The sequence below is a fragment of the Natranaerobius thermophilus JW/NM-WN-LF genome, from assembly GCF_000020005.1.
Lineage (GTDB): Bacteria > Bacillota > Natranaerobiia > Natranaerobiales > Natranaerobiaceae > Natranaerobius > Natranaerobius thermophilus.
This window is the reverse complement of record NC_010718.1, coordinates 2,444,826-2,470,423: the sequence shown is the minus strand read 5'-3', so window position 1 is coordinate 2,470,423 and position 25,598 is coordinate 2,444,826. Positions and strand designations below refer to the sequence as shown.

The following is a 25,598-nucleotide window of genomic DNA, read 5'->3' as shown; positions in this document are numbered from 1 at the left end:
ACGCTGGGGGTGAAAGATTGGAATTTGTTCTGTGGTTTTTGGCTGCTTATGGGTTTCTAAATTTAATATATAATATATGGTGCGATATAACTTCTCGGCGTGCGTGGACCTTTGTAGTCTTTGTGTCAGATCCTGACAAAGCCGAAGGTGAATTGCGGTCCTTTTTGGCAGAATGCCCGGGCTATAAAAGTCTACCTCACAAGGTAGTGTTGATTTGGAATTATCAAGATAATCAGCTCAGGGATCAACTTCAGAGAGAGTTCCCGGGTGTGGAGTTTGTAGAGTACCTTGGCGATAGAACCCTGGACGAAGTCTTTCATGACAATGATCCTGGCAGAATAGTCGTACTAGAGTGCTAGGACGGTGGACTCATATAATTTTTGACAATAGGTAACATAAATGATGTAGCACTAAGTCAAATTAAGGTGAAAATAGATTTATTATGAGGACTTTTGCAATGAGTATCGACAAAAATATTTAAGCCCTATTACAGGGATAACAATAAGACCCCCCGCTTGATGGCGGGGGTTTAATTATTGTGTAGAATGTAGTCAAACCTTATAGGGATTAGCCCCCCGTATTAAGACCCCAAATTTTAGAGAAGTGTTGAGGACAGGAGACTTGATGTGACTGATTGAGTCACAAATTGCAGAATCCTAAAAGAAAGGAGGTGCTTTGGACATGCTAACTCATTTAAAAAGATTATGGACTGAAGAAGATGGACAGGGCATGGTTGAATATGGACTTATTTTAGCATTAGTTGCAGTAGTTGTGATTGGAGCTTTGAGCTTTCTAGGAGACAATGTAGCAGGTATCTTTGAACACATTACAGATGAAGTTGGAGATGAAACTGGTGAAGACTTTGGTGGAGATGGAAATGACGATGGTTAATTTCAAAATTTGTTGCCCTACCTGGTCCAGGGTAGGGCATATTCTTCTATATGTAGGTTAAACATGACTTATTTTATTATATCAAATTCAGCGATATTTGTTAAGCTTTGAGAAAGGAGCCCTGCCATGCCGAAAGTAGTTGAAAACAAGATGGTGAAACTTTACAGAAGTGAAGATGGACAGGGTATGGTGGAGTACTCACTGGTGATAGTTTTGGTAGCAATTGTAGTAATTGGGGGGCTCATAACTTTAGGGGAAGAGCTAACAGCTTTGTATCAAGAACTGTCAGCTAGATTAAGTGATATTGGCAATTAGATTTGAATTTGTTTTAAATTTTAATAAGGGGGAAGGGCAATGAGCTTACCGTTTAATCTGGAATTAATCGATCTTATATTAATTGTAGTTATGGCATTAGCCCTTTATTTTGACATTAAAGAATTTAGAATACCTAATAAAATAACATTAAGTGCCATAGTAATCGGTTTGTGTTCTGGTCTTATAGGAAATGGAGTTTCCGGTTTATATACTAGTTTCTTGGGAGCTATTGTAGGCCTTGCCCTTCTCCTAATACCTTTTTTCTTAGGTGGAATGGGAGCTGGTGATGTCAAGTTGCTAACAGCCATTGGTGCTATCAAAGGGGTTGAATTCGTCCTGTATACTGCAGCGGCCATGGCAATCATCGGCGGCTTGATAGCTTTATATTATTATCTAATTTTGAAGCAAAGAAAAATGTTTTTTCCTTATGGAATTGCCATAGTCTTTGGTGCCCTAGTATCACTGAGTATCTTATAGAGGGGAGGGGCAGGAGAAATGCTGGATCAGATGAATAGAATATTGCACCGTGAGAGAGGGCAGGCTTTGGTTGAACTGGCTTTTGTCCTGCCCGTCCTACTCTTACTGGTTTTTGGAATTATTGAATTTGGGAGTATATTTCACGCCCAGTTAACTTTAAATAATGCTTCCAGGGAAGGAGCCCGTCACGGGGTATTAATAGCTGCAAATAATGAAGAATTTGAAGATGAAGTTAGAGAGGTAATTATTGATCGTTCTAGTTCGTTAAACAATGAAAATTTAGTAATTAATTTAACTCCTGATTCTGAAGCCGATGAGATCAGAAGAGGTGATGATATGGAAGTTAAGCTGGAATATCAGAAGAAATTATTAACCCCAATTATCTCTACTATTATATCTAATTCTGATGGGCACATATCTTTGAGTTCGCGAACTGTCATGCGCATAGAGTAGTAGAATCCAAAGTAAAGTTAAAGGGTAGGGGTATGAATGCTGCGGTGTGACCGTGCTTTGAAGGGAGTGACTCACGGTGTGGATTGTAAAGTTATTGAAAGATGAAGAAGGTAGTTCTGTGGTAATTGTAGCTTTAATGCTGACAGTTTTAATGTCCTTTACAGCCCTGGTAGTTGATGTGGGACTTATGTATGCCGAGAGATCCAGATTGGTGTCAGCGGCAGAAGCCAGTGCTTTGGCCGGTGCTTCCAATTTTCCCTACCGAGATGATGGTGAATACAGGGAAGAAGATTATGACTATGCCCGACAGGCCGCTGAAAAAATAGCAGAGGAAAATGGCCTAGAGGATTATCAAATTAGATTACTACCAGAAGATGCTCAACAAAAGGAAAAAATCGAAGTGACGGCTAGTGAAGAGGTGGAGTTTTCCTTTGCCCGGGTTATGGGTTTTCAGGAAGGGGATGTTACAGGTCAGGCTGCTGCTAAAAGCGTTCCCTTAGCTGGTTTTACTGGAGTTGTACCTCTTGGTATACCCGAACAAGACTTTGAAGGTTACGGCATGTATGATCTGAAAGTTCCGGCCGGTCAGGGCGATGAGGGTAATTACCAACCATTGAGACTGGATGAAGAGGATAGTGGAGCCTCAGTTTATCGAGAAAAACTGGAAGAAGGACACGATGAAATGTTATTTGTCGGGGACATTTTAGAAACTGAACGCGGTAACATGGCCAGACAAACTAGAGATGGCTTAGAAGAGAGGTTTGAAGAGGATGAGCGGGAGGTAGTGATTCCTATCGTGACTGATCCCGAGGACAATGAAGTAGAAATAGTAGGTTTTGGAGCATTTTATTTGGCTGATATAGAAGACGGACCAGAAGGACATATAATTTATAAAGGAATTTTCCAGGAGAAAGTTGCTGATGGAGAGCTTGATGAAGATTTAGAAGATTATGGGCTAAGAGGTACAAAGCTTGTCAGATAAAGGAGTGACGTAGATTGAAAAAACTCAAAAAATACCGTGGACTATTAGTATCACTTATTTTGGCAATTGTTACTGTACTGATTATCCATCAGTACATTTCTTCTCTAGAAACAGCTTATGAAGGTACTGGACCTAGAGAGATAGATGGCGAAGATCAAGTAGCTGTTGTAGTGGCTACAAGCAATTTAGACACAGGGACAATTCTGACTCAGGATCATTTAGATACCAGAAAAGTTCCAGAGCAAACTGCTCATCCTCAAGCTGTAACGGATAAAGAAGAAATAACTGGAGAAGTATTGAAACAAGATGTGGTTGAGCACGAAGTTCTAATGTCTAGTAGGGTTCTTGGTGAAGAAGAAGCTAATAAATTATCAGAAGTAATACCTGAAAACAAGAGGGCTATGTCAGTTGCCGTGGATCAAGTTTCTGGTGTTGCCGGTTTTATTCAGGCTGGAGATTATGTGGATGTAGTAGCAACAAAGGATGAAGAAGATAGAGAAGGACAAGAGCCTTCCCAAGATAGTAGTTCAGAAATTATCCTAGATAACTTACAAGTCTTAGCTGTTGGTGATAGAATCCTGTATTCAAGACAAGAATTGGTCCAAGAAGTTTCAACTGTAACCCTGGCCGTTAATCGTAATGAAGCTACTGAACTTACCCATGCTGAAGAAGAACATGTGATCAGGTTGCTATTACAGCCTATTACCGAGAATTAAAGGGAGGGGTAGAAATGAAACGTAAGATAGATATTTTAATAGCCGATGATATTTCAGAAACCAGAGAAAATATCAAGCGATTTTTAGGATTTGAGCGGGATATTCAAATAGTGGGAGAAGCAGCCAATGGCGAACAGGCTATTAGCATGGCGGAAAAGATGAAACCGGACATAATCCTAATAGATATTAATATGCCTTTAGTTGACGGTATTAGCGCAATCGAAAGTTTGTCATTAAAAGCCCCTCAGGTAGCCCCTATAGTTATATCTGTACAAGGTGAGGCAGAATACTTTAAAAAAGCCATGAGGGCTGGAGCGAGAGATTACCTGGTGAAACCATTTTCCGGAGATGAATTGATTTCTACAATTAAGGAAGTTGTTCAAAAAGAAGAGGAAGTCAGAGAAAAACAAATGAATGAAGCTCTACTTAGGTCAGGAATCAAGCACAAGCCCAGGATTTTTTCTGTATTTAGTGCAAAAGGTGGGACCGGGAAAACTACTTTAGCGGCAAATTTAGCCAGCTGCTTATCCAAATTTCATGATAAAAAGACTGTTATAGTTGATTTGGACCTGCAGTTTGGCGATATTCCCATAATGTTCAATATCACCCCACAACAGACTATCACAGATCTGCTTTCCAATATTAATGAACTGGATAGTGAAACCCTGGAGAATGTCTTAATTCATCACGAGGAAACGGGTGTTAAGCTTTTGTGCCCACCTAAAAACCCTGAAGAAGCAGAATATGTATCTGATGAACACGTGGAAGAAATCCTGAGAGTGTTGACGGAAACTTATGAATATATTTTAGTTGATACGCCACCAGCTTTTTCGGGGCATGTTTTATCGGCACTAGATCAGTCCCATAAGATATTTTTGGTTACTACTCTGGATTTACCCTCAATAAAAAATGCAAAAAACTCAATTAATATAATGGACAACCTGGGCTATCCTGAAGACAAAGTTAACCTTGTAGTCAATAAAGAGGATAAGTACTATCAGGTGGGGAAGCAAGACTTACAGGACGCACTGAATCGGGGTATATTTTATCGCATGCCTAATAAAGAAAAACCCATTGTAGAGGCTATTAACAGGGGCGTGCCCGTAATTTTAGAGCCTTCTGTCAATGGTGTAGTAAGTGAATTCAGGAAGTTTTCCAATAAGGTTATTGAACATGAAAAAAGGGTTGAATAAAACTTGGTGGGTCTCGGATCTGGGATAAGGGGGGTGACTTTATGAGCAACAAGCTAGAAAAATTAAGACAAAGACAAGCAGCTTTACTGAAACAGGCTAGAGAAATTTGGGATAAGCAATTTACTGAAAATAGAGAGTTAACTGAACAGGAATATAAACAGTACCAAAAATTGATGAAAGATATTAGCAAATTAAAGGATAAAATAAACGAAGAGCTGCGACTAAAAGAGTTGGAAGAAAATTTAAATTCTTCTGAACAAGCGAACTTAAATGCAGAGGGTAAACAGGAAGTGAACTTGGAATCAGAAGGTGAACAGCCAGTTAGTTCGGAGCCAGCTAGTTCGGAGACAGAAAGTGAACAGCAATTAAACTCGGAGACAAAAAGTGAACATGATAATAGTGAACAAGCCGAAGGTCAGGAAACTACCGACAAGGTTGAAAATGAAGATGAAACTAAAACTGAAACTGTTAACAATCAAAGTCAAACTGATGATAGCAATACTCATGATAGTGCTTATGATAATGATCAAGACCCGAAACAGAAATGGATAGTAGGAATGGAAGAGAAAAACCAAAGTCAGCATGAATCGAGGAACCAAAAAGCTGATGTTCAATTAGGAGAAGTGTTACCACCAGAAAATACTGAAACTGAAAATAATGAAAATGGTCGAGGAAAAGCCTCATTACTATCAAGGCTGAATAAACGCAAGCAAGAAGCTGCCCTCATGGAATCAGCCAAGGGTTCTAATAAAAGCAATCAACCGAATAATCAAACAACTTCTCAACCTAAATCTGGAAAGAATGGTAGGGCTAAAGCTAACGGGCAAGTTGAAGATAAGGACGATTTTAGAGAACTAAAAAGTAGACTCCATAGGGCTTTAATTGATGAAATTGACAAGGATATATTGCAAGAATCTAACTCAGAGGATGAAGAATTAGAACTAAAATCAGAAATCGAAGAAACGGTGGAAAATCTATTAGATCAAGAAGAAAAACCTTTATCTTCAACTGATCGTGACAAAATCAAAGCGGAAATCCTAAACGAAACTTTGGGATTCGGACCTATTACTCCTCTAATTGAAGATGAAAATGTTAGTGAAATAATGGTAAATGGACATGATCAGGTTTATGTCGAGGAAAATGGCAAATTAAAGTTAACCGATATTAAATTTCGAGATGAACAGCATGTTATTCATGTGATTGAAAAAATTGTCGCTCCACTGGGACGAAGAATAGATGAAAGTTCTCCCATGGTTGATGCCAGGCTACCTGACGGATCTAGGGTAAACGCCATTATCCCACCATTATCTTTGACAGGTCCGGTAATTACTATCAGAAAATTTTCCGAAGATCCCTTAACAGCCAAGGATTTAATTAGTTTTGGAACTATGACTACTGAAATCTCAGACTTTTTGAAGAAATGTGTTAAGAATAGATTGAATGTGGTAGTCAGTGGTGGTACAGGAAGTGGAAAGACAACAACTTTAAACGTACTGTCATCTTTTATCCCACAAGATGAGCGGATTGTAACTATTGAGGATGCTGCCGAATTAACGCTACACCAGGATCATGTGGTAACTTTAGAAACCAAGCCACCTAATATGGAAGGTAAGGGAGCCATTACAATGAGAGAACTGGTGCGTAATTCCCTGCGCATGAGACCTGACCGTATTGTAGTAGGAGAGGTCCGGGGAGGAGAGGCCCTAGACATGCTCCAAGCCATGAACACAGGTCATGATGGTTCTCTGACAACAGGTCACGCCAATTCCCCTAGAGATATGCTGTCTCGCCTGGAAACTATGGTTTTAATGGCAGGTATGGACCTACCAATCAGGGCAATAAGAGAACAAATTGCTTCAGCCATTGATTTAGTTGTCCAGCAGAGTCGATTAGAGGATGGTTCAAGAAAAATAACGCAAGTTAGTGAAGTTCAGGGTATGGAAGGAGATGTTATTACAATGCAAGACTTATTCACCTATAAACGCCAGGGTCGGGATTCCAAAAATAAAATTACTGGTAAACACGAGTCAACGGGCTTTACTCATGCTTTTTTAGAAAAAATGGAGATGAACTAATGAAAGGGGAATCTTTCATGCTCTATACGGTACTTATATTTTTGTTTGTGTTTTTACTCTATTATCATATTTATTTGGTAGTTAGTAAGCCAAAACGCGATCTTAAGAAAAGATTGGAAGCTTATACTCAAGATTCATCCAGAGATGCCATTGATGAGTTAGAAACTGGACCTATTAGGCCAACTGAACGAAACTTGCGTCTAAACTTGCGCGATCTCGGTAGATTTCTAACTAGGATAGATAGGCTCAAGGGTTTCAGAGAGCATTTGGATGATGAGCTAATAAAAAGCGGTATTTTACTTCGAGGAGAAGAATTTATTGTCATTATGCTCTTGTCAGGCTTTACCTTAGGTGCAACAACTTTAGTATTGGGTTTTTCAGTTATACTGTCGGTTTTAGCTGTAATTATCGGAGTCTATGTTCCATTACTATTACTGCGTATGAAGAAGCAAAATCGCCAAAAACAATTCAATGAACAATTAGGGGAAGTCCTGACAACTATGGCCAATGCCATTAGGTCTGGTCACAGCCTGTTGAAAGCCATGGAGACCGTTGCAAGGGATACTGCCACTCCAGCTTCTGACGAGTTTTCCTATGCGGTCAAAGAAATGCAGTTGGGGATTTCCACCAATGAAGCTTTGAATAATATGGTAGATAGAGTTGACTCAGAAGATTTGGAATTGGTTGTGACGGCTATTTTAATACAACGCCAGGTAGGAGGTAATCTAGCCGAAGTTTTATTGCAGATACTATCAGGGATCGGCTAAGAATTTACGGTGAAATCAAGACTTTAACTGCCCAGGGAAGGTTGTCGGGAATCATTATTGGATTATTACCTGTTGCTTTGGGAATATTTTTTTACATTGTCAATCCAGACTATATCATGGACCTGTTTCAAGACCCTATAGGATTAATGCTAGTCGTCATGGGAGTATTTAGCCAAATTATAGGAGTGTTTTTTATTAAAAAGGTAGTTGATATTGAAGTATAAGTAAAAGTTTTGAGGATTAACCAGTTAAGGGAGTGAATACTATGCCAGGTACACTAATGCTTTATCTCACTATTACGGCTTGTATGACAGGTATCTTTTTAAATATGTATCAATTTTTGTTTAGAAAACGTATTGAAACAAAAAATCGGCTTTCTAAGTTAAATGAGTTAACAGATGGAAGTGCGGGTTCAGGTTTTGAGCACACTCCCAGGACACCACTGCAAAAAGCCTTAGCCCTTCCTGTTCATCGGCGGGTGGTTTTGCCCTTATTTCATAAGTTAACTGCCTTCCTAGAAAAACTATTACCTCATAAAGTCTTTACTGGCTTTAAGAAGGATATAATATCGGCCGGATTATCCCAACATTTAAATGCCACTGAACTATTAGCTGCCTATTTTTTGATTATTTGTCTCGGATTAGTAATGGCAGTATTTTTTGTAACCTTTCTTTCAACCCCTGTATGGACCGGAATGGTTTTAGTTATACTCGGTTTTATAGGTCCGAAATTGTGGCTTTCCAGTAAAGTTAATACAAGAAAAAATGAGATTCAAAGAGCCCTTCCAGAATTTTTAGATCTGCTCACAGTTAGTGTAGAAGCAGGATTAGGTTTTGAATCTTCACTAAAAAAGGTAGCAGAGGAAGGAACTGGCCCCCTGGCTGTAGAAATAAAAAGAGTAACCCAGGAAATTAGTATGGGAAAAAGTCGTAAAGAAGCCCTGATTGATCTGAAAGAGCGCATTGACCTCCAAGATCTATCAACTTTTATTAATGCTATTATCCAAGCGGAACAATTGGGTGTCGGTATTAGCCGAGTTTTAAAAGTGGAATCAAAAGAGTTTCGCAGAAAGAGGAGACAGAGAGCAGAAGAACAGGCTATGAAAGCCCCTGTCAAGCTCTTGATTCCCCTGATTTTATTTATTTTCCCTACTATTTTTATTATTTTACTCGGACCTGCAGCACTTAGGATTATGGATAATTTAATAGGAACTTTTTAATTAAATAATCTGTTTGAGTTACTTGTTTAGATAAAATTTTATAATTTATCATATACTATATTTATATTAGAAACTTAGAAGCCAAGGGGGAAAATGAGTCAGTGTTGATTGTAAAGAGAACAGGTCAGGTGTTAGCTTCAGAAGTAATAAAAGCGGATACTTTTTCTAAAAGATTTGTAGGCCTCATGGGCAAAATATCTATGTCTTCCCGTGAGGCCTTAATAATAGAGCCCTGTAACCAGGTTCATACATTCTTTGTATTTTTCCCTTTGGACTTGTTGTTCATAGATAGTAATAATGTCATTATAAAAGATTTAAGAAATGTTCCACCTTTTAGAATCACCCCCAAAGTGGCTAAAGCCAGCCGGGTAGTGGAACTTAGAGGTGGTAGTTTAGATGAATTGGATATCTCCAGTGGAGATCGATTGATTATTAAAAGATAGGCTTACTGTATTAAAGTTGAATATTGATATTTGTTAAATTCAATTTCACGTAAAAATACTTTGATTTGGTACATAATATCATAAAATGAAATGGTAAAAAATTTAAAAAATTAACCAAAATTGAAGGGATTTTTATTAATAATATCTAAAATATTATTTAAATTCACAAATTAATCATAAAATTTAAGGATTTAAAGTAATGGGTTTTTAAAAATTATAGTATATTCATACCTAAAGCTATATTAGGGATTGATAGGGAATGAGTAAGTAAGTTTCTAAGTTCGGGTATAATACGGGGGTGGGTAAAATTCTGGAGAAACGACTTAATCAAGGGGTAGCACTGGCCTCTAGCCTGGTACTTTTGACTTTGTTATGGATAACTTTAGTCAATGCCGGTTATCGCGAAAATGTGTTTACTTACGAGTTTATCGTTTTACTTGCTTTAACAATAGTAATGGAAAGAATTCGAATTCCGGCAGGTAGAATTAGTCTATCTCTTAATTTTGCACTAGTATTTTCGGCATTAGTCATATTAGGTTTTTATCCTTCTATTTGGATTGCCACTGTGGGAATTGCCTTTCATTCCGCAGTTTTTTCAAATAGACCAGGAAGTGTAGCGCTTTTTAACGGAGCTATGTTTGGAGTTACATTTTATGTGGCAGGCTTGGCTTATCAGCAGGCTGGAGGTGTAGTAGGTTTAGGTGAAATGACTGGCCCATTGCCAGTAATTATTTATGGACTGGTCAGTCTAGCGGTTAATCATACAATTTTAACCACTTATATCAAATTTGTTGTAAGTTATCGGGAATACAGCTTTTCAGATGTGTTAAAAAACGTTGGGTGGGATGTGGTTACATACGGAGTTAGTTTACCTGTAGCTGTGTTGATGATAATGTTGTACAATAATATTGGTATTTTAGGTATTGTAGTCATGGTTATGGCACTAGGACTTAACAGTTATATTTTTCGCCTGTACAAAAAGCTTGATCAGTTTCATCAAGAACTTCATTCATTACAAAAAACTTCTGTTAACTTAATTGAGAGTATGGAACTGGATGATGTTTTACAGGCTATCACCAGAGCTAGTAAAACCATGTTTGATACTAAAAAATGTGGGATTTGGATTTACGATGACAAGCAGGGATTTAAACTTACCTTAATTAACGGGGAATCTCCAGAGCGCACTATTATCCTAGCTGAAGGTGAGGGTATCACTGGAAAAGTTAGTCACCGCAAGACCCCCTTATTTATCAATAACATTAATCATCCAGAATGGCAGGAGGCTGCCAGTGCAGAAGGATTATACGATAAAGAGGAATCAATTCTGGTAACTCCCTTAATTTGTCAAAACAAAATTATTGGGGCTCTGTCTTTAACCAGAAATAATTTTATAGAGCATTTGGAAAAGGATGAACTTATCCAACTGACAGAAATTTTTTCTGCTCAGGTAGCTTCTGCTCTTTCCAATGCTCTGCATCATCAGAAAGTGGAGGATTTAGCAGTGACTGACGAGAAGACCAATTTGTATAATTATAGGTACTTTTATAAACAGCTAGAACAGGCAATTTACGATTATCCAGAACGATCTTTGACCATGTTGATGATAGACATTGATGACTTCAAACTTTATAATGATAGATTCGGACACCCGGCAGGGGATGAAGTCTTAGAAATTATATCCAAATTATTAAAAGATAATATTCGGGACAGGGACATTGCTTGTCGCTATGGTGGAGAGGAGTTTAGTGTTTTATTATTGGGAGCACGAGGAATAGAAGCGGAAAAAATTGCCGAGCGAATTCGCAGTGCCATAGCAAATTATCCTTTCCCAGGGGATGAGAAAACTCCCAAAGTCAAATTAACAGTCAGTATTGGTGGGGCTGAATATCCCCAGGATGGCACTAGCTCTATGGATTTGATGAGAAAATCTGATCAGGCTCTGTACTTAGGGTCCAAAAAGCAAGGTAAAAACAGGGTCAGCATGTTTAAAAAAATAACTGAACTTCATTCAGTACAGGACGATGAAAAAAAAATTGTGGGATTCCCCAATAGAGGGGTGGATGGAAATGGCTCAAATCGAGGGGATAATTAAACGAGTAACATATCATAATCCGGAAAATATGTTTACAGTAGCCAAACTGGTCACTCAAGAGACGAGAAATGAAATTACTATAGTAGGCAATATGCCTCATTTGACTCCAGGAGAACGCTTGGACCTTTCCGGAGAATATGTTGATCATAAAAAATTCGGGAAACAGTTCCAGGTTGATAGCTATGAAATAAAATTACCTGTAACAGTAGATGGATTAATTAAATTTCTCAGTTCGGGGATGATTAAAGGGATTGGCCCCAAAACAGCGGAAAGTCTGGTGGAGCACTTCGGTAAAGAAGTGCTCCAAGTTATTGAAAATACACCGGAAAAGTTACAGGAAGTACCCGGAATCGGCAAGGAAAAAGCAGCTCAGATATCCAGGGGATTCCAAGAGCACAAGCAGATTAAAGATATTATGGTATTTTTACAGGAATTTGGAGTAAGTCCTGCTTTTGCTCTGAAAATTTACCGCCGTTTCGGTGACAATACAATTCAAAAGGTATCTGAAAATCCATATTCACTTGCTAGAGAGGTCTTTGGGATTGGATTTAAAACTGCTGATAAAATAGCCCGGGAAATGGGTGTTTCAGTAGACTCCGAGGAGCGAGCCAAGGCTGCTGTAGTCTACCTATTAGAAGAGAAATCTCAAGATGGTAATACTTTTTTGAAAAGAGAAGAATTAATAGAAGCATTAAAGGAATTGGAAGTAGAGAATGTCAATTTAAATTCTGTGCTGGAAGAATTAGTCGAAGAAAAAGAAATAGTGGTTGAAAATATCCCTGAAGCAGGTGAGCTGATTTATCCGGCTCCCTTCTTTTTTGCTGAACAGGGAATTGCCAGTAGATTAAAAAGGTTAAAAGATGGAGTGGACAGGGAACTATTTCCTAGGATCCAGAAAATAGCAGAAAAGTATTTGGAAGAGCAGGCAAATTTAGTTCTTTCTCCGGAACAGCATCAGGTGATAAAGCAGGTGCCTGAAACAGGTTTGATGGTGGTCACAGGTGGACCTGGTACAGGTAAAACAACAGTGATCAAGTGCTTGATGGATATATTTCAAAAAGCCGGACAGAAAGTTATGCTCGCTGCTCCTACGGGTAGAGCTGCCAAGCGTATGAGTGAAGCCACAGGTGATGAAGCTAAAACTATTCACCGGTTGCTTGAATTTACCTATGATAAGGAAGAGGGAATGAAATTTCAGCGCAATCAAGACCGTCCACTGAAAGGTGATCTATTAATTGTGGACGAGGCATCCATGATAGATACGATTTTAATGAACAATCTGTTAAAGGCAATATCACCTGGGACTCGACTGGTCCTGGTAGGGGATACTGATCAACTACCCTCAGTTGGGGCTGGCAATGTCCTTCAGGATATCATCGAATCAGGACGGATACCTTTGGTCAGGTTAAAGAGAGTTTTTCGCCAGGCCAGAGAAAGTATGGTTGTGGTCAACGCTCATAGAATAAATGAGGGGAAGTTTCCCATTTTGAATGCCAAGGGAAAGGACTTTTATTTTTTACCCAGAGAAGAACCTGAAGATGTTGTTAAGACAATTATTTCACTGTGTGCCAAGCGCTTGCCTAACTACAACGGTTATCACCCTGTAAACGATATTCAGGTTCTGTCTCCCATGAGAAGGACAGTAACGGGGGTAGAAAATTTGAATCAATCTCTTCAAAAAGTTCTCAATCCTCCGCAAAAAAATAAGGCTGAAATTAACTTTGGTGGTGCTTGTTATCGAACAGGGGATAAAGTCATGCAGGTCAAAAACGATTATGAAAAGAATGTTTTTAATGGAGATACAGGAATTGTAACCAAGGTGGATGCGGAAGAAAATGTAGTTAACGTTAGATATGGGCATGGTGAAGAGATAGCCTATGAAGGCAGGGAACTAGACGCTTTAGTCCACGCCTATTGCATTAGTGTGCACAAGAGTCAGGGAAGTGAATACCCGGTGGTTGTTTTGCCAGTGACAACACAGCATTACATCATGTTACAGAGAAATCTACTGTACACAGCTGTTACTAGAGCTAAATCTCTAGTAGTTTTGGTCGGGACCAAAAAATCAATTGGGATAGCAATTTCAAACAAAAAAACCGATGAGCGAAATACCTTCCTACAGCACAGAATTGCGGTCTATGAGGTTTAATATCTTAACGATTTTAAAGAGGAAATAAATACAATAAAGAAGCCTGCCATCTGTTAAAACAGTTTGGCAGGCTCAATTTATGTTTAATCGTTTTTGTTTGTTACTTGTCTTTATCTTGGTCTTGCTGTTTGTTTTCTTCTTCTAATTTTTCAAGATCCAAGTAATTGGCAATATTGGCTTTATCATCGAAACTTCCTTCAATGACGGGCTTTTTACTTGTAAGTAAAGTGGTTACTCCTGGTCCGTGACCTGTAACTACACAGTCACTGTGAATCACAACTCCTATGGACCGGGCACCTTTTAGATATTCTCGGCCAAATTCGTTATCACTATCTTCTAAAAGAACTAGATCACCTAATTTGAGATCCTTAAGATTATATTTTTCGTAAGCTTCGGGATCGTGAGTTGTAATATCGTAATCCCCTCGATGAGTCGTTGGTGCTCCAATACCTGATCCCATCAAATGGGCAGGAATTTTGGTAGTGACAGGAACTTCAATTCCTTCTGAAGTTTCCTTAATAGGCAATTTTTCAAGTAGATCTGGATCTAAGTTTTTAATACTAATATCAGGATGATCCGTCAGTTTCAAACCTGTACCGAATGCTTTTATGGCAATTTTATCATCAATAGCTAGTTTATCTAGAGTATCATCATCGAACTGAACTATAACGTGTTCAATCCCACCGTGCTTACCAATTACAACACCTTTACGTCCTTTGGCAGATCCACTGATTACTACGGCTTCATTACCTACACAGGCAAAGGTTTGAAGGCCGCTATTATCCTGCTCATCTTTTACCTTAATACTAACTCCCGGCTCAACGTGGTCTGCTACCCAGCCCATGGCAGAACTACCTACTTTGACATTGTAGGTAATGCCCCCTACACCAGGTAGAGTGCTGGCATAACCATGGGTATTAATTCTGTAGGGCCCAGTTTTTGGAGGTGAAATGTTTCCTTGCACGCTCATTTTCACCAATGAATCCTTATTAATTTTCACCATATCTTTCCCCTCCCTAAATAATTTTCCCCTAAATAATTTTCTCTCAATCAATATTCGGGAAGGATAAAATAATTCCTGCCAATTATTCCTTTTTTACTGAGCATAAATTGTTTGAGTTTCTTTTAACAGTACTAATGCCAGAATTAATAGCAATACTGCAATTTAATAACACCTTTGTATTGTAATATCAACATTAATATAACATAATAATCTATGTACGCTAATTGTCCCACCATACTGTTAATTTAACAGAGAAAGTTAAAGGATTTTGATAAAAACAGGAATTACTTTCTATTACAGCGAAGTTAATATTATCATAGAATACAAGAGGTAGCTATAATCAGTTAAGTAAAAGTGTTCTGATTTTCCAAAAGAGCCCAATAAAAGTGATTAAGTAAAGAAGAAATAAGAAAGGAGTCGTGACCATGTCAGAACAAATTGCACCGTTAAAGAAGGAACAGTTGAAAGCTTATTGTGATGAATCTCAGTTTGAATTCAACACAACAGAAGAACTGGAACCATTAAAAAGCATTATTGGTCAAGACCGGGCGGTAAAGGCTATGGAATTTGGCCTACAGATTAACCGTCAAGGCTACAATCTTTACATGTCCGGCCCAACCGGTACTGGAAAAACCAGTTATGCCAAGGCCATGACCGAAACCTACGCCAAAAAGTTTGATCCACCTTCTGATTGGTGCTATGTATATAACTTTAATGAACCTGAATCACCTCGAGCCCTTGAATTACCTGCTGGTGAAGGCTGCAATTTAGTTGAAGGGATGGAAAATCTCCTAGAAGAGGTAGGAGACGCCTTAACTAAGGCCTTTAAGACTGAAACTTATGAAGAAAGCCGTGCACAAATTTTTAGGGACTATCAGGCCAAGCGCCGCGAACTAGTTGATAAATTGAACGAAGAAGGTGAAGAATACGGATTTCGATTTAAAAACACTTCTTCAGGAATAGTATCTGTCCCTGTTGTTGATGGTAAAGAACTCAATCAGGACGAGTTTGACGAATTAGATACAGAAACCAAACGAGAAATTGAAGAGAACTCTTCTAAACTCCACGTAAATGTAATGAATCTTATGCGCGAACTAAAGGATTTAGATCGTGACTTAAAAGATGAACTGGATAAATTAAAAGATGAAACAGCTCATCAAAGTCTATCTCCTTTAATGGATCCCATGAAAGAGCGCTATCAATCCAATGACAAAGTTTTAGAATACCTGGAAGAGGTAGAAGAGGATATCGTTAAAAATGTAGAACATTTCATTTCCAAAGATGACGATGGAGATGACGGAGGACTATCTTTTTTAAAACCCCAGGCATCAAAGGAGGATATAACCAAGCGGTATCAGGTCAATCTTCTGGTGGATAATTGCGAACAAGAAGGGGCTCCAGTAGTTGTAGAAACTAACCCCACATATTACAATCTCCTGGGAAAAATGGAATATGTCAATAAAATGGGAACTGCCGTTACGGACTTTAACATGATTAAACCGGGAGCTTTTCACAGGGCCAATGGGGGTTATTTGATTCTCCAGGCCAAAGATGTTCTTAAAACTCCCATGACCTACGAATTATTAAAACGAGTATTGAATACAGGTCAGCTCAGATTGGAAAATTTGGGTGAACATATAGGTATGATTGCCATGTCTTCTCTCAGACCGGAAGATATTCCTCTTAATGTAAAAGTTATCATAGTGGGAAATGAAAAATTGTATCAGCTTTTATACCAGCTGGATGAAGAGTTTTCCAAGTTATTCAAAATCAAAGTAGATTTTGATTCAACCATGAATAGGACTCAGGAAAATGTAGAGAAAATGGCATCATTTATCGCTTCCCATTCTCAGGATGAGGAGTTTAAATCATTTACCCCTTCGGGAGTAGCCAGTGTGGTAGAGTACAGTTCTCGCTTAGCTGGGCATAAAAAGAAACTATCAACCAAGTTTAATGAAATAGTAGAAATTATGTCTGAAGCGGATACCTGGGCTGCCCTAGAAGGAGAAGACGATGTTTCCCGTGAACACGTCATAAAAGCAATCCAAGAGAAAAAGTATCGAGTCAACAGACCTGAAGAAAAAATTCAAGAACAAATTGATGAAGGAAATATCATGGTCGATACAGCCGGAGAAGTGACAGGTCAGGTCAACGGACTGGCAGTTTATGATCTAGGGGATTTAATGTTTGGAAAACCCTTCAGGATAACAGCCAATGTCTTCCCCGGTGAACGCGGTATTATTAATATTGAACGGGAAGCTAAATTGAGCGGAAAAATTCACGACAAAGGAGTGCTAATTTTATCCGGCCTGATAAATGGCCTGTTTTCATATAATCAAAAGCTAGGCCTGTCTGCTAGCCTGTGTTGTGAACAAACTTATGGGGGCATAGACGGGGATAGTGCTTCCAGTACGGAGGTATATGCTATCTTGTCGAGTGCCGGTGAAATTCCCTTACGACAGGATTTGGCCGTAACAGGCTCTGTCAATCAAAAAGGTGAAATCCAGCCAGTAGGTGGTGTCACTGAAAAGATTGAAGGATTTTTCACTACCTGTAAGATAAAAGGATTAACGGGTACCCAAGGTGTTATCATTCCGAAACAGAATGAAAATAATCTTAACTTATCAGAAGAAGTGATTGAAGCTTGTGAGAGAGGAGATTTCCACATCTATTCTATTTCTCACATTGATGAGGGTATGGAATTGTTATCGGGAATGACTGCTGGCTTACTTGATAAAAATGAGGAAGAAGATACAGTTTATAAGCGTGTAAAAAATAGACTGATTGAGTTCAGGAAGAATTTAAAATCAAAACAAGTAGTTAAAACTAGTCAAGATCAAAACAAGGAACAGGATGAAAATAGAGAACCACCACACTAAACTATATTACGATAAACAGCAGCAGAAAGCCACTGCTTTAGCTGTGGGAGTATATCAACTAATTCGCACTAATTCGCACAACTAAACCACATGCTAAACAACATGCTAAACCACACATAGCAAAGTCATATAGTGAGTTCATATAGAAAAATGCTAAATCTACATTGCCAGCAGAGCAGAACAGAACAGAAATGGAGGTAATGAAAGAAAATGAAAGCAAAAAACTATATTTCGGGAAACAGAAAACCTGTAATTTTAGACACTGATCCAGGTATGGACGATGCCATTGCTCTGTTTTTTCTCATGGGAAGACAGGATATTTTAGAACCTGTTGCCATAACAACGGTTTTTGGTAATGTATCAATTGACAAAACCACTCACAATGCTCAAAAGCTACTGAAGTTTTTAGATGCGGAAGAAGTTCCTGTTTATAGGGGGGCTAGTTCCCCTTTAATCAGGGATAGAGTTTCAGGTGAAATGATCCATGGTGAGTCGGGACTGGGGGAAGTGGATTTTCCGGAACCGGAAAAAAGTAGCGATGCAACCAGTACTCCCGCGGCTGTAGCCATGGCAAAAGAAATTATGGCTCGACCCGGTGAGATAACGGTTATCACTGTAGGACCTATGACTAATTTAGCTCTGGCCCTTAAGCTATACCCTGAAATAAAAGAACAGATAGCAGAAGTAATAGTTATGGGAGGAGCCATGGGGCAGGGAAATCGGACAGCTTCAGCCGAATATAATGTTTTTGCTGACCCCCATAGTGCACAAATTGTGTTTGAAAGCGGATTATCAGTTGCCATGATAGGTTTAGATGTGACAGAACAGAGTAAACCAGGTCAGAAAGAGCGCCAGTTACTACAAAAGTTGGATCATCCTGTTGCTACGAAAACTTTAGAATTTATGGACTTTTTCAAAAGACAGATGAAAACAGATTACGATATGGCTTTTCATGATCCTTGTGCCATCGCTTATGCCATTAATCCTGATATCTTTACGACTCGGTCCATGGACGTCAGAATAGAACTTACGGGAACATATACCCTAGGAAGAACTGTTTGTTCCCGGGGTCAAGAGGAAGTTAAAGGAGTCATGGGAGATCCCGATTCCAGAAATGTTAAGGTCGGATTAGGTGTTGACCGGGAAAAGTTTTTTGAAGAGTTGTTTACATCTTTCCGAAAACTGGCCGATACAATGAATTAATTACATGGATTAACTACATGTTACTAGAATTTTGTGGTTATACTAGAGGATAAGACATACTTTATCAGATATAAGATATAGGAGTGTACTTATGATAGATGACATATTTACACTAGGTTTACTTTCGGGAGTGGTGGCAAATATACCGATTAATATTCTTGATTATTTTTTGTATCGGTTAGGCATAAATAAAATATTTATATGGCATATTTCGGCATCTGCCTTTGTAGAAAAAAAAGATATAAAAACCTCTGCTGGATTGTTTATAGGTGCTATTAATGATTATATACTGGCTGGTTTTAAAGGAGTTACAGTAAGTTATTTACTTTATTTTACCTCGCCTTCTTTTTACTTAATTAAGGGTGTGTCAGTAGGTTTATTTTTTTGGTTATTATTTTTCGGGATAATTTTAAGATCGAATATCGCCAGGAAAGATCCAGTAGAACCTACTACTAATATAACGCATATGACATGGCATATCCTGTTAGGGGGATTAAGTGCGTTATTGATAATCTTATTAGGAGATGTCTTTTGATTTTTGTTGCTGTAAAGAGGTGGGGTGTTCCAGTGACCAAGATTGATAACAAAGGAGTACAGCAGATAGCTGAAACGATTTCTGATGTACTTCTTTTGGATGTGACGATTGTTGATTCTGACTTAATTAGGGTAGCCGGGACTGGCAGCTACAAAAACAGAATAGGGGAGAGGTTACCCCCAGGATCTGGTTATGAATTTTCTATTAAATCAAGACAAGCTACAACTATTAACAAACCTGGTAAAAATCAAATCTGTTATTCATGTACAAAAAAATCGGAGTGTCAAGAAAAAGCCCATATGTTATCGCCAATTAACTTAAATGGACAGGTAATTGCAATTATAGGAATTACTGCTTTTACCGAATCACAAAAACAAGATCTGACTTACGCAGAAGAAAAATATAGAAGCTTTATCAAAAAAATGTCTGAACTGCTTGCCGATAGTTTTTCCAATGAACAAATCATACTGGAAAAGACTAAAGCTTATGCCCAGGTAAGCGCCATTGTCAATTCTGTTTATGAGGGAATTCTGGCAGTTGATGATTATAATGAAGTTATTGCTTGTAATGATGCTGTGCGAGATTTACTGGATATTAGAGGAGATATTATTGGTCAAAATGTGGAAAATGTTGTACCTGAACTACCCTTTGAAGGGGTAATAACTACCGGGACAAGTAAACTAGGGCACGAACAGTACTTTTCTAAAGTAGGGATTCACTGTTTGGTCAATATGAAACCTATTAAAATGAATAATAAAGTTGTAGGTGCAGTAGCTACTGTCAGGGACACTAAAGAGATTGAAAAACTCGCTTTTAGGGTTAGTGGTAATACAGCGGGATTTTCATTCAATGCAATTATTTCTAAAAATAATAATATCAAAGAGTTAAAGGAAAAGGCCAAAAAAGTTAGTCAAACGGATTCTACAGTACTTATCCGAGGTGAGAGTGGAACAGGCAAAGAACTTTATGCCAGGGCAATTCATTCTGCTAGTCCTAGGTGGAAAGGACCATTTGTTCCCGTTCACTGCGGGGCTATACCGGAAACATTACTGGAAAGTGAATTATTTGGTTATGAATCGGGTGCTTTTACAGGAGCTAAAAAAGGCGGGAAAATAGGTAAGTTTGAATTGGCTGAAGGTGGAACGATTTTTCTAGATGAGATTGGGGACATGCCGATACATTTACAGACAAAACTGCTTAGAGTTATGCAAGATGGGACTTTTGAAAGGATAGGAAGCCCTGAAACTATTAAAATAGACGTGCGGGTTCTTGCCGCTACTCACCAGCCCTTGGAAGAGTTTATTGAAAAAAACAAGTTTAGAAGAGATTTATTTTATAGATTGAATGTGGTACCTCTTTTTATTCCCGCTCTGAGGGAACGACGAGAGGATATTTCACTACTTCTTAATCATTTTCTAAATAAATATGCCAATAAATTAAAACGGGAACAGCCAGCTTTGTCACGGGAATTAATGAGCTTTTTAGAGCAATATAGCTGGCCTGGGAATGTGAGAGAACTGGAAAATGTAGCGGAATATTTTATAAATATTAATGAGAAAGGTTATTTAGATTTAGGAGATTTACCCAAAAATATGAAAGATAAGCTACTAGAAACCCAGGATTATCAAAAAAATGTTGGAGATGATGAGATCTTACCTCTAGAGGAATTAGAAAAAAGGAGTTTCGAAAAAGCAGTTAAAATCTATGGTATCAGTGAACAAGGAAAACAACTCATGGCAGGAAAATTAGGTGTTAGTAGAGCTACAGTTTATCGTAAACTAAAAAAATACGGCCTGATATAAACAGTCTCAAATTGAATTTTTGTATCTCAGATTGAGATACAAGGGGGAATATTGTGTAATCTGAAAATCACCCTTTAATACAGTGCTTTATTAAAAGCCGTCTCAGCTTGAGTTTGATACAGTTTATCTCAAGATGAGATGGCTTATTTTTATGGTTCTATTTTCTTCCATGATTCCGGGGTTGATTAGATGGCATAAAAGTTGCAACTAATAGATTATGAAAAAAATATAAGCTCAATATTAGCGATTTAAAAAAGTATATTGACTTGTATCATGATATGTGACTTTTAATAGGAAGCTTAAAACACAATTAATTAAGAAAGGAAGTGGAATGATGACTTTTAAAAGTAATAATCCCTTAGATTTTGTCGGTAATACACCCATGATAGAACTGCAAAATACCAACAACTCTCACGGAAATATTCTGGTTAAATTGGAAGCTTTCAATCCCGGAGGAAGTATTAAGACAAGAACGGCTTTAGGAATGATAATAGAGGCTGAAAGAAATGGACAGATAAATGAAAATTCAATTTTAGTAGAACCAACTAGTGGGAATCAAGGAATAGGTATTGCCCTGGTAGCTGCTATTAAGGGTTATCGGGCTAAAATTGTCATGCCAGAAAGCATGAGTACAGAAAGAAGGAAGATGATAGAAAATCTAGGAGCAGAAATTGATATCAGCCCTGATGGAAATAATATTTCGGAAACCTTTGATAATTGTAAATCTCGGGCAAGAGAATTAGCTGAACAGGACTCCAGAGTATTTATTTTAAATCAATTTGAAAACAAAGCCAATCCGAACGCCCATCGCCTGACTACAGCCAAAGAAATTATTGAACAGACAGGTGAACAAATAGATGCTTTTGTGGCGGGAGTGGGTACAGGAGGAACTTTGACAGGTGTGGGTGAAGTCTTAAAACAGAAATATCCCGAAGTTAAGATAATAGCAGTAGAACCTGAAAAAGCAGCAGTTTTAAGCCAGAGTGAAATATCTAGTCATATTCAGCAGGGGATTGGTGATGGTTTCATACCAGGGGTGTTAAACCAGGATATAATTGATGAAGTGTTGACTGTTACCGACGAAGAAGCTCTTGAAACTGCCAAAAGCTTAAATAGAAGAGATGGACTGTTTTCTGGTATCTCTAGTGGAACTAATGTTTTTGCAGCTATGAAAATAGCAGAAAAATTACCACCTAGTGCAAATATTGTAACTGTATTACCTGATAGTGGAGACAGATACTTCAGCACACCTTTATTTAGTTAACGAATGTGTTGAAGATTGTTTAGAGCAATGCAATTGTGAACCTCTCATGACTAAAGTCACGAGTACGTGATGACTTTTCAAATTTATAGATAATAGGGCATAAAATTAATTTGTCTATAAAAATACCCCTAGACCGTGCCTTCCTTTTAAGCAGGTCTAGGGGTTAGTTGTTTTAATCGTTATAAATCAAAGTTAAGTAGTCTCTTACTTTCCTAGTAGTCCCTTAGCTTCCCTTGCGATCATAAGCTCTTCGTTAGTTGGTACAACAAGGACTCTAGTGGATGCGTCGTCAGTACTGATATCAGTTTCTTTACCGCGTACCTGGTTTTTGTCCTTGTCTACTTTAATGCCAGCATATGAAAGGTTTTCTGTCACAGCTTCTCTTACGGAAGGTGAGTTTTCACCTAGACCAGCAGTAAAGATAATAGCATCTGCTCCATTTAAAGCAGCTAGATAAGAACCGATATATTTTGATACAGTATAATAGAACACCTCTAAAGTGTTTTCAGCTCTTTCATTACCTTCTGCAGCAGCTTCTTCCAAGTCTCTGAAGTCATTGCTTAAACCAGATAGACCCAGAACACCTGATTTTTTATTCAAGATGTTATCGACTTCGTCAATGGAAAGACCTTCTTTGTCCATTAAGAATTTAATAATGGATGGATCCATGCTTCCGGATCGAGTTCCCATCACAAGTCCTTCAAGGGGAGTTAGCCCCATACTGGTGTCTACAGATTCTCCCTTATTAATTGCAGCAACACTCGCTCCGTTACCCAAATGACAAGTGATTAATTTTAAATCTTCCAAAGGTTTCCCTAACATGTCTGCAGCTCTGCTGGCTACATACTTATGGGAAGTTCCATGGAAACCGTATCTGCGTACACTGTGTTTTTCATAGTATTCGTATGGGATTCCGTATAAATATGCCTTTTTAGGCATAGTCTGGTGAAATGCTGTGTCAAATACTCCAACTTGAGGAACACCTGGCATATTTGCTTTAGAAGCTTCGATACCATATATGTTGGGAGGATTGTGAAGTGGAGCCAAGTTAATGCAGCTTTCCAGGGCATTCATAACATCATCGTCGATAATTACAGAACCGGAGAATTCTTCTCCACCGTGAACAACGCGATGACCTACAGCTTCTATTTCTTTTAGATCTTTTAATACACCGTGTCCCTCATCAGTAATTGCGTCAACTACCATTTTGAAAGCAGCCTTGTGATCTGTGACATCTTTCTCAATTTTAACTTCTTCACCACCTGCGGGTTCGTGCTTCAAAAAGGACCCTTCAATACCAATTCTTTCAATAGCGCCTTTGGCTAGTACGTCCTCATTTTCCATGTTGAAAACTTGATATTTGAGCGACGAACTGCCGCAGTTGATCACCAAAATTTTCATTAATAATCCCCCTTATATGTTATTTGTATAACTAAATCTACCACACTTTATTATATTAATTTTTTCTATAAAACACAAGAATTACTACAGGTATTTTTTTAACATTTTAACGAGACCAAAACTCAATCCGGGTGCAGCCACTAAAAACCAAAAAATATAAAACATGAAATTAGTGTACAGTGCATAACCTACGATAAACAGAATACCTAGATAGCAAAAAACAAGAAAAAAGTATTTAATTACCAGCCCTTCACTTTTGGTGAACAGGAAATTTTTGAATCGGTCAAGTATAAATTGATAATCTTGATAATAGCTTAAGAAGACAAGGGGAAATAACAGTCCAGCAGTGATTAGACCTAGTCCCGGTCGGGCTCCAAGGCGAATTCTTTCAACTGAAAGCAAAAGAGTTAAGATAAAACCAAAGATTAATATTAAACCGACTAGATTGAATTTTCTTGGTGACAATTCAATTCCCCCATACCAATTTGATTGATGCGAATGCGGTTTCGCAAAAATTTAAAGCTCCCCTAGAACTGGGAGCTTTAATTGGGATCAAAAATCCTAATATCACTGACATAATTAGGGTCTACCATTATTTTTGAATTATTCTCAGTTTTAATAATTAGAAAACCATCCTGGTTTGCTCCTAGAAAAACACCAGTTTTCCAACCATCTGTTGATTTAAGTTTAATACTGATTCCAGATCCTCGTATAATTTGTCGTCCTTTAATAGTAGCCTGAGTCTGGAGGTGCTGGAGCCGCTTTTTTTGCTTCAGATCCTTGATAGTCATACTTAAGTATATTGCTCCTAAAAGTACTATAAATGGACCAACAGTGGTGTCAAATAATACTCCTTGAGCAAAATTAAAGATATTTGCTATATTGTCCATTATTTTCACCTCCTCTAATATATTATAAATGAAAGTTCTGTTTTGGTGAACCGTTTTTTTAGTCTTTTTCAATAATTCTCTCAAATGGGGGACTGTGATGCGGCCATTTTTCCTTTTAAGCAGAGCAGAGAAAATCACAATTTTCATATTTGGCCTTCTAGTAATCCTTGGAATATATTTATTGTTCAGCCAATGTGGAGGGGAAGAGTCCGAAAGAGATTTTACTGATATTATATCTGAAGATTTAGATAGTGATCGAGAAATTTGGCCATTATCCCAAGGCTCAGCTTGGCGTTATCAGGCTGAAGGCCAAGGGACTGGAGATGAAGTTGAGATTAGGGTTTCAGAAGTGGAAGAGTACGGGGAAGAAAAAAATTACCAGCTCCATTTTGATTATCAAAGCCACGAAACCTTTGAATACTATTCTTATGACAAGGAAGGGCTTTATTGGCATGGTATGGAATTGCCTACAGGAGAGTATCAGCGCGTTCCAGAACAATATCTCGTAAAATTCCCCGTGGGTCAAAGTCATGAATGGGAATGGCAAGGAGAATTAATGGCAGTGGAAGGAGAAGAATTAAATTATCGAGGAAGGGCTAAACTAGAACAAGGAGAACCTGTCAAAGTAGATCTTCCTTTGGGAAAAAAAGAAGGTATAGAAGTTAAAAACGAGATGGAAGTGGAATTGGCAGGAGAAATTTTACAAGTTGAAGAAACTCGAGTATATGTGCCCGAAATTGGCCTGGTAAAACAAGAGGTAGTTGAAAATGGAGAATTGCAGATTAAAAAATTGCTAACAGATTATCGCATCGACGATTGAGATTAATATAATATAAAAGCAGTTTTAAA

General features: G+C 38.2%; 25 protein-coding genes. 21 read left to right on the top strand and 4 right to left on the bottom strand.

Translation table 11 applies throughout. The annotated features are described in order from the left end of the window. Nucleotides 1-17: 17 nt before the first annotated feature. From NTHER_RS11790 to recD2, 15 genes are all read left to right on the top strand, one after another. Entirely contained in the window at nucleotides 18-359 is a 342-nt protein-coding gene (locus NTHER_RS11790; protein ID WP_041367141.1) for a hypothetical protein, read from the top strand. A 322-nt stretch (nucleotides 360-681) separates the two neighbouring features. Next, nucleotides 682-891: a Flp family type IVb pilin gene (locus tag NTHER_RS11785; protein WP_012448738.1), complete on the top strand. Its 210-nt coding sequence runs from the start codon at nucleotides 682-684 to the stop codon at nucleotides 889-891. Nucleotides 892-1,017: 126 nt separating this feature from the next. Then, nucleotides 1,018-1,206, top strand: coding sequence for a Flp family type IVb pilin (locus NTHER_RS11780; protein ID WP_012448737.1), 189 nt, complete (start codon nucleotides 1,018-1,020; stop codon nucleotides 1,204-1,206). 39 nt (nucleotides 1,207-1,245) lie between these two features. Then, nucleotides 1,246-1,683 (top strand): A24 family peptidase, encoded by a 438-nt coding sequence (locus NTHER_RS11775; RefSeq protein WP_012448736.1) that lies wholly within the window; start codon nucleotides 1,246-1,248, stop codon nucleotides 1,681-1,683. A gap of 18 nt (nucleotides 1,684-1,701) precedes the next feature. Then, complete coding sequence (locus NTHER_RS11770; RefSeq protein WP_012448735.1) at nucleotides 1,702-2,136, top strand: TadE/TadG family type IV pilus assembly protein; 435 nt, start codon at nucleotides 1,702-1,704, stop codon at nucleotides 2,134-2,136. A gap of 76 nt (nucleotides 2,137-2,212) precedes the next feature. Beyond that, nucleotides 2,213-3,118 (top strand): pilus assembly protein TadG-related protein, encoded by a 906-nt coding sequence (locus NTHER_RS11765; protein ID WP_012448734.1) that lies wholly within the window; start codon nucleotides 2,213-2,215, stop codon nucleotides 3,116-3,118. A 14-nt stretch (nucleotides 3,119-3,132) separates the two neighbouring features. Next, nucleotides 3,133-3,834 carry a Flp pilus assembly protein CpaB gene (cpaB, locus tag NTHER_RS11760; RefSeq protein WP_012448733.1) on the top strand — a complete coding sequence of 234 codons (702 nt, stop codon included), beginning with the start codon at nucleotides 3,133-3,135 and terminating at the stop codon, nucleotides 3,832-3,834. Between the two features lie 14 nt (nucleotides 3,835-3,848). Beyond that, entirely contained in the window at nucleotides 3,849-5,027 is a 1,179-nt protein-coding gene (locus NTHER_RS11755; RefSeq protein ID WP_012448732.1) for a CpaE/TadZ family protein, read from the top strand. Nucleotides 5,028-5,752: 725 nt separating this feature from the next. Further along, a complete protein-coding gene (locus NTHER_RS11750) occupies nucleotides 5,753-7,102 on the top strand; it encodes a TadA family conjugal transfer-associated ATPase (RefSeq protein WP_052292015.1) in 1,350 nt (449 codons plus the stop codon). After that, the gene (locus NTHER_RS11745; RefSeq protein WP_052291980.1) at nucleotides 7,102-7,869 is read left to right on the top strand and encodes a type II secretion system F family protein; all 768 of its coding nucleotides are present in this window, start codon (nucleotides 7,102-7,104) and stop codon (nucleotides 7,867-7,869) included. Before NTHER_RS11750 ends, NTHER_RS11745 begins: the two co-directional genes overlap by 1 nt. A 41-nt stretch (nucleotides 7,870-7,910) precedes the next feature. Further along, a complete protein-coding gene (locus tag NTHER_RS15365; RefSeq protein WP_052291979.1) occupies nucleotides 7,911-8,093 on the top strand; it encodes a type II secretion system F family protein in 183 nt (60 codons plus the stop codon). Between the two features lie 41 nt (nucleotides 8,094-8,134). After that, a complete protein-coding gene (locus NTHER_RS11740; RefSeq protein WP_012448730.1) occupies nucleotides 8,135-9,088 on the top strand; it encodes a type II secretion system F family protein in 954 nt (317 codons plus the stop codon). A gap of 101 nt (nucleotides 9,089-9,189) precedes the next feature. Continuing rightward, on the top strand, nucleotides 9,190-9,531 hold the full coding sequence (locus NTHER_RS11735) for a DUF192 domain-containing protein (protein WP_012448729.1): 342 nt from the start codon (nucleotides 9,190-9,192) through the stop codon (nucleotides 9,529-9,531). Between the two features lie 298 nt (nucleotides 9,532-9,829). Then, a complete protein-coding gene (locus NTHER_RS11730) occupies nucleotides 9,830-11,623 on the top strand; it encodes a sensor domain-containing diguanylate cyclase (protein ID WP_012448728.1) in 1,794 nt (597 codons plus the stop codon). Then, nucleotides 11,598-13,772 carry an SF1B family DNA helicase RecD2 gene (gene recD2, locus NTHER_RS11725; RefSeq protein WP_041367139.1) on the top strand — a complete coding sequence of 725 codons (2,175 nt, stop codon included), beginning with the start codon at nucleotides 11,598-11,600 and terminating at the stop codon, nucleotides 13,770-13,772. The genes NTHER_RS11730 and recD2 overlap by 26 nt, the downstream gene beginning before the upstream one ends. Before the next feature lie 100 nt (nucleotides 13,773-13,872). Here recD2 and NTHER_RS11720 read toward each other — a convergent pair whose 3' ends face one another. Beyond that, nucleotides 13,873-14,775: a DUF4438 domain-containing protein gene (locus tag NTHER_RS11720; protein ID WP_012448726.1), complete on the bottom strand. Its 903-nt coding sequence runs from the start codon at nucleotides 14,773-14,775 to the stop codon at nucleotides 13,873-13,875. A gap of 425 nt (nucleotides 14,776-15,200) precedes the next feature. Between NTHER_RS11720 and NTHER_RS11715 the strand changes: the two genes are divergently transcribed. The 5 genes from NTHER_RS11715 to cysK all read left to right on the top strand — a co-directional run bounded on the left by NTHER_RS11715 (nucleotide 15,201) and on the right by cysK (nucleotide 22,458). After that, nucleotides 15,201-17,654: a Lon protease family protein gene (locus tag NTHER_RS11715; RefSeq protein WP_012448725.1), complete on the top strand. Its 2,454-nt coding sequence runs from the start codon at nucleotides 15,201-15,203 to the stop codon at nucleotides 17,652-17,654. A gap of 210 nt (nucleotides 17,655-17,864) precedes the next feature. Further along, on the top strand, nucleotides 17,865-18,857 hold the full coding sequence (locus NTHER_RS11710; RefSeq protein ID WP_012448723.1) for a nucleoside hydrolase: 993 nt from the start codon (nucleotides 17,865-17,867) through the stop codon (nucleotides 18,855-18,857). A gap of 91 nt (nucleotides 18,858-18,948) precedes the next feature. Continuing rightward, nucleotides 18,949-19,392, top strand: a complete 444-nt coding sequence (locus NTHER_RS11705) for a hypothetical protein (RefSeq protein ID WP_012448722.1) — start codon at nucleotides 18,949-18,951, stop codon at nucleotides 19,390-19,392. A 32-nt stretch (nucleotides 19,393-19,424) separates the two neighbouring features. Beyond that, a complete protein-coding gene (locus NTHER_RS11700) occupies nucleotides 19,425-21,194 on the top strand; it encodes a sigma-54 interaction domain-containing protein (RefSeq protein ID WP_041367845.1) in 1,770 nt (589 codons plus the stop codon). Between the two features lie 331 nt (nucleotides 21,195-21,525). After that, complete coding sequence (gene cysK / locus NTHER_RS11695; protein WP_012448720.1) at nucleotides 21,526-22,458, top strand: cysteine synthase A; 933 nt, start codon at nucleotides 21,526-21,528, stop codon at nucleotides 22,456-22,458. A gap of 204 nt (nucleotides 22,459-22,662) precedes the next feature. Here cysK and NTHER_RS11690 read toward each other — a convergent pair whose 3' ends face one another. The 3 genes from NTHER_RS11690 to NTHER_RS11680 form a co-directional block, all read right to left on the bottom strand. After that, a complete protein-coding gene (locus tag NTHER_RS11690; RefSeq protein ID WP_012448719.1) occupies nucleotides 22,663-23,859 on the bottom strand; it encodes an acetate/propionate family kinase in 1,197 nt (398 codons plus the stop codon). 84 nt (nucleotides 23,860-23,943) lie between these two features. Then, nucleotides 23,944-24,324, bottom strand: coding sequence for a hypothetical protein (locus NTHER_RS11685; RefSeq protein ID WP_012448718.1), 381 nt, complete (start codon nucleotides 24,322-24,324; stop codon nucleotides 23,944-23,946). Between the two features lie 77 nt (nucleotides 24,325-24,401). Beyond that, nucleotides 24,402-24,749: a hypothetical protein gene (locus tag NTHER_RS11680; protein WP_012448717.1), complete on the bottom strand. Its 348-nt coding sequence runs from the start codon at nucleotides 24,747-24,749 to the stop codon at nucleotides 24,402-24,404. A 97-nt stretch (nucleotides 24,750-24,846) separates the two neighbouring features. Here NTHER_RS11680 and NTHER_RS11675 point away from each other — a divergent pair, with 97 nt between their 5' ends. Next, complete coding sequence (locus NTHER_RS11675) at nucleotides 24,847-25,569, top strand: hypothetical protein (protein WP_012448716.1); 723 nt, start codon at nucleotides 24,847-24,849, stop codon at nucleotides 25,567-25,569. Nucleotides 25,570-25,598 lie beyond the last annotated feature (29 nt).

What these genes read in the sequence shown, in the direction of transcription:
- NTHER_RS11780 (WP_012448737.1), top strand. Translation starts at nt 1,018, where the DNA reads ATGCCGAAAGTAGTTGAAAACAAGATGGTGAAACTTTACAGAAGTGAA.
- NTHER_RS11690 (WP_012448719.1), bottom strand. Translation starts at nt 23,859, where the DNA reads ATGAAAATTTTGGTGATCAACTGCGGCAGTTCGTCGCTCAAATATCAA.
- NTHER_RS11745 (WP_052291980.1), top strand. Translation starts at nt 7,102, where the DNA reads ATGAAAGGGGAATCTTTCATGCTCTATACGGTACTTATATTTTTGTTT.
- cysK (WP_012448720.1), top strand. Translation starts at nt 21,526, where the DNA reads ATGATGACTTTTAAAAGTAATAATCCCTTAGATTTTGTCGGTAATACA.
- NTHER_RS11720 (WP_012448726.1), bottom strand. Translation starts at nt 14,775, where the DNA reads ATGGTGAAAATTAATAAGGATTCATTGGTGAAAATGAGCGTGCAAGGA.
- NTHER_RS11715 (WP_012448725.1), top strand. Translation starts at nt 15,201, where the DNA reads ATGTCAGAACAAATTGCACCGTTAAAGAAGGAACAGTTGAAAGCTTAT.
- NTHER_RS11785 (WP_012448738.1), top strand. Translation starts at nt 682, where the DNA reads ATGCTAACTCATTTAAAAAGATTATGGACTGAAGAAGATGGACAGGGC.
- NTHER_RS11775 (WP_012448736.1), top strand. Translation starts at nt 1,246, where the DNA reads ATGAGCTTACCGTTTAATCTGGAATTAATCGATCTTATATTAATTGTA.
- NTHER_RS11705 (WP_012448722.1), top strand. Translation starts at nt 18,949, where the DNA reads ATGATAGATGACATATTTACACTAGGTTTACTTTCGGGAGTGGTGGCA.
- NTHER_RS11680 (WP_012448717.1), bottom strand. Translation starts at nt 24,749, where the DNA reads ATGGACAATATAGCAAATATCTTTAATTTTGCTCAAGGAGTATTATTT.
- NTHER_RS11770 (WP_012448735.1), top strand. Translation starts at nt 1,702, where the DNA reads ATGCTGGATCAGATGAATAGAATATTGCACCGTGAGAGAGGGCAGGCT.
- recD2 (WP_041367139.1), top strand. Translation starts at nt 11,598, where the DNA reads ATGGCTCAAATCGAGGGGATAATTAAACGAGTAACATATCATAATCCG.
- NTHER_RS11750 (WP_052292015.1), top strand. Translation starts at nt 5,753, where the DNA reads ATGGAATCAGCCAAGGGTTCTAATAAAAGCAATCAACCGAATAATCAA.
- NTHER_RS11740 (WP_012448730.1), top strand. Translation starts at nt 8,135, where the DNA reads ATGCCAGGTACACTAATGCTTTATCTCACTATTACGGCTTGTATGACA.
- NTHER_RS11710 (WP_012448723.1), top strand. Translation starts at nt 17,865, where the DNA reads ATGAAAGCAAAAAACTATATTTCGGGAAACAGAAAACCTGTAATTTTA.
- NTHER_RS11675 (WP_012448716.1), top strand. Translation starts at nt 24,847, where the DNA reads ATGCGGCCATTTTTCCTTTTAAGCAGAGCAGAGAAAATCACAATTTTC.
- NTHER_RS11755 (WP_012448732.1), top strand. Translation starts at nt 3,849, where the DNA reads ATGAAACGTAAGATAGATATTTTAATAGCCGATGATATTTCAGAAACC.